The organism is Paenibacillus sp. sgz302115 (assembly GCF_056120445.1).
In genome coordinates, this window is record NZ_JBVYOK010000094.1 from 1 (window position 1) to 224 (window position 224).

1 protein-coding gene is annotated in these 224 nt (G+C 53.6%); it reads left to right on the plus strand.

From position 1 onward, the window contains the following. A partial coding sequence (locus AC0LWN_RS32810; RefSeq protein ID WP_474672763.1) for a hypothetical protein occupies nt 1-224 on the plus strand: 224 nt, incomplete at both ends.

A 224-nucleotide genomic window follows, 5' to 3' on the forward strand; every position in this document is an offset into this window, starting at 1 on the left:
CTACAAGGCGGCAACACTCCCACCGCCAAAAAGCTGCCGGGTCTGGCGATTCCAGGAGAGATGACCGCAGGCCTCAACAAGACGCTTGCCCCGGAAATGAATAAGCAGCTTGGCGCCAAGCAGGCCGAATACAATAAAGAAAAAGAAAAATTCGACAACAAAGTTATGCTCTCCAAAGCCGACAGCCACTCGCAAATCCAGCAGGCGGAAGCCGAAGCCAAGGA